At 66.6% G+C, this 8,326-nt stretch carries 7 protein-coding genes; 2 read left to right on the plus strand and 5 right to left on the minus strand.

The window, feature by feature from the left end; genetic code table 11:
- Positions 1-44: 44 nt before the first annotated feature.
- Positions 45-683: an HAD-IA family hydrolase gene (locus ON45_RS13590; protein ID WP_040494541.1), complete on the minus strand. Its 639-nt coding sequence runs from the start codon at positions 681-683 to the stop codon at positions 45-47.
- Between the two features lie 156 nt (positions 684-839).
- On the opposite strand from ON45_RS13590, the gene ON45_RS21570 reads away from it, so the two are divergent.
- On the plus strand, positions 840-2,345 hold the full coding sequence (locus ON45_RS21570; protein WP_083914974.1) for a S1 RNA-binding domain-containing protein: 1,506 nt from the start codon (positions 840-842) through the stop codon (positions 2,343-2,345).
- Positions 2,345-3,124, plus strand: a complete 780-nt coding sequence (locus ON45_RS13600; protein WP_040494537.1) for an exodeoxyribonuclease III — start codon at positions 2,345-2,347, stop codon at positions 3,122-3,124. The genes ON45_RS21570 and ON45_RS13600 overlap by 1 nt, the downstream gene beginning before the upstream one ends.
- A 21-nt stretch (positions 3,125-3,145) precedes the next feature.
- On the opposite strand, the gene ON45_RS13605 is transcribed toward ON45_RS13600, so the two are convergent.
- From ON45_RS13605 to ON45_RS13620, 4 genes are all read right to left on the minus strand, one after another.
- Positions 3,146-3,682: a ferritin-like domain-containing protein gene (locus tag ON45_RS13605; RefSeq protein WP_040494538.1), complete on the minus strand. Its 537-nt coding sequence runs from the start codon at positions 3,680-3,682 to the stop codon at positions 3,146-3,148.
- A 29-nt stretch (positions 3,683-3,711) separates the two neighbouring features.
- The gene (locus ON45_RS13610) at positions 3,712-4,806 is read right to left on the minus strand and encodes a TauD/TfdA family dioxygenase (protein WP_040494539.1); all 1,095 of its coding nucleotides are present in this window, start codon (positions 4,804-4,806) and stop codon (positions 3,712-3,714) included.
- A gap of 106 nt (positions 4,807-4,912) precedes the next feature.
- Entirely contained in the window at positions 4,913-7,735 is a 2,823-nt protein-coding gene (ppc, locus tag ON45_RS13615; protein WP_051063051.1) for a phosphoenolpyruvate carboxylase, read from the minus strand.
- A 39-nt stretch (positions 7,736-7,774) separates the two neighbouring features.
- Positions 7,775-8,326 (minus strand): hypothetical protein (locus tag ON45_RS13620; protein ID WP_206537697.1); only part of this gene is annotated, 552 nt, incomplete at its 5' end.

Genomic DNA, 8,326 nt, shown 5'->3' on the forward strand with positions numbered 1-8,326 from the left:
CGCGCACGGAGCGCGGGAACAGATCACGAGAACGTTGTGAGAGGTCAGCGGAGGTCGAGGTCGAGGATCGCTTCGAGGTCCTCGATCGCCTGGTGCGCGGAGGTGACCTTCACCGTCTGCATCCCCATCGCCCGCGCGGGCTTGAGGTTGATGCCGAGATCGTCGAGGAACACGCAGTGCTCGGGGGTGACGCCGACCAGGTCGCACGCGATCTCGTAGAAACGAGGCTCGGGTTTGCGCACACCGACCTTGCTCGACTCGACCACGTGCCCGAAACGGTCCATGACCGCCTTGACCTCGGGGCGGGTCTCGCCGGTCTCACCGGAGATGACGTTGTTCGTCAGGCACGCTGTCCGGAAGCCAGCGGCGATGACGCGGTCGAGTGCGGTGACCATTTCGGGCCGGACGTCCCCGGAGAGCAGACCGAGCACGTCGGCGCCGGGGACGCGATGGCCATGGCCGGCCGACTCGTCGGCGAAGACCCCGTCGAACTGCTCCGGGGTGATGTCGTTGCGTTCGAGCTGCGCCCACGCGTTCGAGTCGGGGTCGACCGCATTGACGCCACGAATGAAGTCGTGGGGAAGGTCGTGCTCCGTTTCGTAGCGATTGAACGCCTCGAACGGACTCGTGAGGATCACCCCGCCGAAGTCCCACAGCACGGCCTGGACATCCTGATGACTCATCGAGGCGAGCATACGATCCCGGGGGATCAGTGCACCGACCCGCTCCACCCCTTACCATCGGAGGTGACGTTCGGCCCGTGCGATGCGCAGGACCGGACCGGCAGCCGACGCGAGTCCGCGTGGCGCCGCACACAAGACAGGAAGTGACAACTCGAAATGAGTAGCAAGAACGGGCCCAGCCACGTCGTGGTCGACGGCTCCAACATCGCCACCGAAGGACGCTCGATGCCGAGCCTCTCGCAGTTGAGTGAGGCGGTGGCCGGTTTCATGGAGGAGTATCCCGACACCGCGATCACCGTGGTCGTCGACGCGACCTTCGGGCATCGGATCGACAAGAAGGAGATTCCCGAGTTCGAAGCCGGGATCTCGAACAACGAACTCGTCGCGCCGCCTGCCGGCGCCGTCGGGCGCGGCGACGCGTTCGTGCTCGGGATCGCCGACAAGGCCAACGCATCGGTGCTCTCGAACGACTCCTTCCAGGAGTTCCACGGTGAGTACACGTGGTTGTTCGACGACGGCCGGTTGATCGGTGGAAAGCCGGTCCCGCACGTCGGATGGGTGTGGGTCGATCGGGTACCGGTCCGCGGGCCGGTCAGCAGGAAGGCGACGCGAGGTTCGGGCTCGACCCGTCGGTCGTCGGGCGGACGCTCCCGTCGCGGGTCGAAGCGCGACGACAATGCCGTTCGAACGGGGAGCAAGGAGGCATCGGGTCCGATGCCGACACCGAAGTCGCCACCACCGGGGCGATCCTCGAACGACGAGACGTCGAAGTCCGGTTCCTCGAAGTCGGACGACTCCGGGACGAAGCGGTCGTCCAAGCGGGCGGCGCGCAAGTCGCCCGCGACGAAGGAGTCCACGACGTCGGCCAAGTCGGCGCCCAAGGGCGGGGAAGCGGTGAACGAGTTGATGCCGTTCCTCGACTTCGTCGAGAAGCATCCCGCGGGCACGGAGGTGAACGGGACGGTCGACTCGTACTCGTCGCACGGTGCCTACATCGCGATCGGCGACACCGGCGTACGTGGCTACGTCCCGCTGCGGCTGATGGCCGAACCGACACCGCGGAGCGCGAAGAGCGTGATGAAGATCGGTGACGAGGTGACGGTGGTCGTGGTGAGCTTCGTGCCCGCACGTCGGAGCATCGACTGTGCGGTGCCCGATCTCGCCGATGCTGCGATCGCCGAAGCAGCTGCCGACGACGATGCCGAGACGACCGCCTCGGAAGTGTCCGAGGCGCTCGACGTCGAACCTTCAGCAGCGTCGAAGGACCCCGCGCCCGAGAAGGCGTCGACTCGCAAGAAGGCGGCAGCCAAGAAGGCGCCGGCGAAGAAGAAGGCGGCATCCAAGAAGACGGCTGCCAAGAAAGCTCCGGCGAAGAAGAAGGCTGCGACGAAGAAGGCGGCAGCCAAGAAGACCGCGACCACGGCGGCGAAGAAGGCGGCGGCGAAGAACGAACCGACCAAGAAAGCCGCCGCCAAGACGCCAGCGAAGAAGGCAGCAGCCAAGAAGTCCGCCACCAGGAAGGCCCCGACCAAGAAGGCTGCCGCGAAGAAGGCGCCGGCAAAGAAGAAGGCGGCATCCAAGAAGACGCCGGCGAAGAAGGCTGCGGCGAAGAAGACCGCGTCTCGACGCTCATCGGCCACGAACCGCTCCGAGGAGAGCTGATGCGGATCGTCACGTGGAACATCAACTCGATGCGCGCCCGTCAGGAGCGCGTCGAGGAATGGCTGCGCGAGGTCGAACCCGATGTGGTCCTGCTGCAGGAGACGAAGCTCGCCGATGACGCCTTTCCGACTCTGGCCTTCGAGGCTCTCGGGTACACGTGCGCCCACTATGGGCAGGGTCAGTGGAACGGCGTGGCGATCCTGTCGAAGGCGGGGATCGAGGACGTCGTGTCCAACTTCGCCGGCGGCGGCGACCCCGATCCGGACGCGCGGATTCTCACGGCAACGTGCGGCGGGGTGCGCGTCACTTCCGTCTACGTTCCCAACGGGCGGTCGCTCGACGATGATCACTACACGTACAAGCTGTGGTGGCTGGGGCGGCTGATCGAGCACCTCGATGCTGATCCCCACGCCACACCGGACCTGCCCGTCATCGTGGGTGGTGACTTCAACATCGCACCCGACGATCGCGACGTACACGACCCCAAGGTGCTCGTCGGCGCCACACACGGAAGTGCCCCCGAACGCGAGCGCCTCGCCGAGCTGGAGGCGTGGGGACTCACGGACGTGTTCCGCCGGTTCCACGAGGCCGACCGGATGTTCTCGTGGTGGGACTACCGAGGCGGCGACTTCCACCAGGGTCGCGGGATGCGGATCGACCTGTTGATGTGTTCACCGTCGGTCATCGAACGAGCGACCTGGACCGCGATCGACCGGAACGCCCGCAAGGGCAAACAACCGAGTGACCACGCGCCGGTGATGGTCGACATCGACGACTGACCCCGGCGACCGGGTAACCGGTCAGCTCGGCTGCATGTCCTCGAGGATCGAGAGCAGGTCGTCGGCGTGTTCCTCCTCGACCGCGAGGATGTCCTCGAGCATCCGCCGGGTGGTGGAGTCGTTCGATCCGAGCCACGTGATGATCTCGCTGTAGCTCTCGATCGCGATGCGCTCGGCAATGAGGTCCTCGCGCACCATGTCGAGCAGGTTCTCCGATGCGTCGTACTCGGCGTGGGCCCGCGTGGCGAGACCCTCCGGGTCGAAATTGGGTGATCCCTGCAGCTGGGTGATCCGCAACGCGATCTGGTCAGCGTGCGCCTGCTCCTCGTTCGCGTGTTGGAGGAACTCGTCGGCCACGGGGGCTGCGCTCAGGCCGCTGGCCGTGTAGTAGTGCCGCTTGTAGCGCAGCACGCAGACCAACTCGGTGGCCAGCGCCTCGTTGAGCACCTCGATGACGCGCTCACGGTCCGCGCCGTAGGCGTCGGTGATCGGGCCCTGCTCGATTCCTGCCCGGGCACGGTCGCGGAGTGTCTGGATGTCGGTGAGAAATTCAGCCATCGGCGTAGTTCAGCACGTTTGGGGCATCATCACCAGCCGTCGGAGCGAACGCCCACGCGGTGGTACTGCTCACCGAGTACGACGCCGAGTTGACGAGCCTCGCCGGGGGCGAGGTCGATCCCGGGACGACCGTGGGCCCAGCGATAGTTGCAGATCACGGCCACGTCGCCCTGCTTCCAGTTGATCGGCATCCCGAAGTCGTCGTAGAGGTCGATCCACTGTTGGAGTTCGTCGGGCGAGAATTCGCTGTCGTCGCCGAAGGTCATGTGCAGCGGGCGCTCGTGGTACGGCAGGTGTTGCACGAGCGGCCAGGTGTCGAACCACATGCCGTGGTCGGCGAGGCTGCAGTAGAGCACGTTGCGGTCGAGATGCTCGAAGTACTCGAAGGCGGGGCAGTAGTACCGCGTCTGCAGGAGCCGGTTCGGACCCCATTCGACGGCGAGGCGCTGGTCCCGGGCTCGGCTCGCGGCGATCTCGGGATCGTCGGTGTCGAACGATTTCTGCCAGTGGTTGTAGACGCCGTACTCCGCCGAACCGGCAAAGGCTTCCCGGTCGGTGAGGTTGCGGTGGTAGCAGACACCGAGGTCCTTCAACTTCTGGCCGAACTCGGTCGACAGCAGCTTGTCGGTCGCTCCGATCGAATCGGAGACGAACGTCGCCCCGCGGCTCACTCCGTCGTCGCCGGGTCCGGGTGGCGGGAGGACGTCACTCGCGAGAAAACCGATCGAGCGGGTGCTCCGGCCGACATACGCCATCTCGTGGTGGTAGTGGAGCCACGCCGACAGCGGCGCGCCGACCTCGTAGACGTTCGGCGCGATGCGATCACGCGGGTTCGCTCCGCCCTCGTACCGCATCTCCTGGTCGATGACGAACTTCGCGGCCGTGCGCATGTCGGCGAGGTCGGTCAATCCGGTGTTCGTCAGGTGGACGAGCCCGACGCGGTCGAACATCTCCTGCATTCGGCGCGCGAGTGCGGAGTCGGCCGTCAGATCAGCGGCGTCCATCGCGAAATCGCCGGCGTCGATCGTGAACTCGGCCCGGTCGAGCGGGGCGACGCCCGACCACCAGGCCGGCTCGATCACGTCGTCGAGCGGTGCGAACTCCGGAAATTCAATGATGGCCATGGGCGTCTCCGAACGATGGACGGCGGGCACCCGGGGAGAGCGTCGATGGCTTCCCCCGAATCCCGACAACTTCGGTCGGGTATCGTATCGGGAAACGGGGCGGGTTTCAGCCCGAGTTGCGAATTCCGGTCGCGATCGCGTTGATCGTGAGCTGGATCCCGCGCTGGACGAGATCGCGATCCTCGGCCTCGTCGTCGCTGTCCCGGAATCGCCGGAGCAGGTCGATCTGGATGACGTGCAACGGATCGAGATACGGGTAGCGGTTGCGCAGACTGCGTGCGAGGAGTGGGTTGTCCCGGAGCGGGTCGGGCGAGCCGGTGATGCGCTCGTGCCATGTCCGTGTCAGTTGGTGTTCGTGTTCGATCCGTCCGAAGATGTCGCTCCGCATCGAATCGTCCGTCACGAGGACGTCCGCGTAGCGGCGCCCGATCTCGATGTCGGCCTTGGCCAGCACCATCCCCATGTTGTCGATGATCGTACGGAAGAACGGCCAACTGGCGTACATCTGACGCAGTTCTTCCTGGTGTGTTTCGTCGGACCCGGCGATCGTCTCGAACGCACTCCCGGCGCCGTACCAGGCCGGGATCATGAGACGGCACTGGGTCCAGCCGAAGACCCACGGGATGGCGCGCAGATCTTCGATCGCCGTCGACTTCGTGCGTGATGCCGGCCGACTTCCGACATTGAGAGTGGCGATCTCGTTGGTCGGGGTGATCTGGCGGAAGAAGGATGCGAAACGGTCGTCGCCGTAGACGAGGGTTCGATACGCCTCGAACGCGGCATCGGCGAGATCGCTCATCGTCGAGCGGTGGCGCTGCGGCGCGGCGTCACCGAGTTCACCGGAGCACGAGGCAGCGAGTGTCGCGGCGACGAGCGTCTCGAGGTTGCGTCGTGCGAGCGCGGGTTGGGCGTACTTCGCGGCGACCATCTCACCCTGTTCGGTGACGCGGATCGCTCGATCCACCGAGCCGGGGGGCTGGGCGAGGATCGCCTGATATGCCGGGCCGCCGCCGCGACCGACGGTGCCGCCACGACCGTGGAACAGACGCAACCGGACCCCGGCGGTACGAGCGGTCTCGACGAGCGCAGCCTGGGCGGCGAACAGGTTCCACTGCGACGAGAGGTAGCCACCGTCCTTGTTCGAGTCGGAATAGCCGATCATCACCTCCTGACGGTTGTCGCGGGACGCGATCAGCTCGGCGTACACGTCGTGGTCGAGGAGCGACGCGAGCGTCGTCGACGAACCGGCGAGGTCACCGATCGTCTCGAACAGGGGGACGATGTCCAACTGGCTCGAGGCGGGAGCGCCGGCCGACGCGGTTCGAACGAGACCGACCTCCTTGAGCAGGACGGCGACCTCGAGGACGTCGCTCACGGCGGTCGCCATCGAGATCACGTAGTGCGGGACCGCACGGCGTCCGAGCCGACCGACGGTCGCCGCCGCCTCGTCGAGGACCGCGAGCTCGCCGACCGTCTGGTCGTCGTACACCGCGGTCGGGTGCCGCAGCAGCCGGGGGCTCCTCAGTTCGCTGGTCAACACATCGATCCGCGCCGTCTCGTCCATCTCGAGGTAGTCGTCGCTGACGCCGGCGTGCCGGAGCAGGTCGGCAACGACCTTTTCGTGCACGGCGGAGTTCTGTCGCATGTCGAGCCCGCACAGGTGGGCGCCGAAGATGGTGAGCGAGCGTTGCACGGGTGCCACGGACACGTCCGCGAGGTCGGCTGCTCCGTGGGAACGCAGCGAGGTGGCGACCGTGTCGAGGTCGTCGATCAATTCCTCGAGTGAGGCGTACGGTGCGAGCGGCGTGCGCGGAGTCGGGCAGGAGAGTTCGTCGACGTCGTCGCCGAGGACCAGTTCACTGAACGCGTACAGGCGGGCGTACATCCCCCGAAGGGCACGGCGATACGGCTCGTCCGCTCGGAACGCCGAATCGTCGCCCGAGGCCGTGGCGAGAGCGTCGAGTTCCTCTGTCGGCGTGATGAGTCGTGCTGACATCGACAGCTCGACCGACAGGCGCAGGATCTCGTCGAGATGGTGCTGCAGTGCCACGGTCGTCTGGCGACTGATCGCCAACCGCATGACGTCGGCGGTCACGAACGGGTTGCCGTCGCGGTCGCCGCCGATCCATGACCCCATGCTGATGACCTGGGAAGTGTCGGACGGGGCAGCTCCGAAGTGCTCCGTGGCGATCGCTTCGAGGTCGGATTCGAGGCGCGGGATCGTCTCGAAGAGGCTCGCGTCGTAGTAGCGCAACGACTCGTTGATCTCGTCGCTCACCCGGAGCTTCGACAATCGGAGGATCGCCGTCTGCCACAGGGTCAGGATCTGCGCCTCGAGTTGGCGGACGATGTCGGAGCGGCGTTGGTCGGCGTCGCCCAGACCGTCGAGTCGCTCCAGCAGATCGCCGATCTGGGCGAGGACATCGAGAATCGTCTGGCGTCGTACCTCGGTCGGGTGCGCGGTGATCACCGGACTGACCTGCAGAGCCCCCATGATCTCCACGATCGTGGCGGTGTCGACACCATCACGCTCGAGTTGGTCGACGGTCGCGGCGAGGCTGCCCGGCTGCGGGCCGCTCCCGATGCTCAGGTGGTGGCGTCGCCGACGCTCGACATGGAGGTCCTCCGCGGTGTTCGCGAGCAGCGACAACCAGTCGAACGCCCGGATGACGTGCAGGGTCTGTTCGATCGGCTGCGGACCGAGCAGCGCCTCGAGTTCGGCCACCGAGCTCTCGCCGTCGCGACGACCGCGCACGGCCACTCGGCGGGCGGCCTCGATGAGGTCGAAGGTCCGGTCGCCCGCCTGGTCGCGGACGACATCGCCGAGCAGACGACCGAGCAGGCGGATGTCGCCGCTGAGCGCGTCCGCGCCGTGGTCGGACGGACCCGGAGGAGCCGGAGTGGGTGGGGGAGGGGGTGGTGTCGGCACCCGACCAGTCAACACGATCGACGTCGTACGCGATGTCGGTCAGTTCGGAAGCGTCAGCGTGAAGGTGCCTCCGCCGTATCCGTTCTCGAGATCGCGGCCCTCGATGACCACTTCGGTCACGTCGTCAGGGATCTCGATGCCGGATTCGGACCGGGTGAACGGTTGCTCGCCCGCGTGGTCGTGCGTGAGGATTCGCTCGCCGTACTCGGTGCCGTCGGGGCCGAGCACGCGCCATGCATCTGCGTAGCGTTCCGGGGTGTCGTACGGCGACGACAGCGTCGCCGAGATGGTCCACGTCTCGCCGTTCCGCTCCGCCTCGGCGTCGATCACGTCCGGGAACAACTGCTCGGATGCGTCGGCTCCATCGGTCGAATCGGGCGTGTCGGTCGAGTCGGTCTCGGCAGGGTTGTCGGCGGGCATCGTCGTGGGAACGGTGTCGTTGCTCGCGCCGTCCGATCCGCAGCCGGCGATGGCGAGTGTGGCGGCTGCGAGCGGTGCGAGAACGGCAATCGTGCGCATGGCGCCGAACGTACCCGCCCCCGACCGGCCCCAACCGTCGTTCTCGTGATCTGTTCCCGCGCTCCGTGCGCG

The sequence above is a fragment of the Ilumatobacter nonamiensis YM16-303 genome (genome assembly GCF_000350145.1).
GTDB classification, from domain to species: domain Bacteria; phylum Actinomycetota; class Acidimicrobiia; order Acidimicrobiales; family Ilumatobacteraceae; genus Ilumatobacter_A; species Ilumatobacter_A nonamiensis.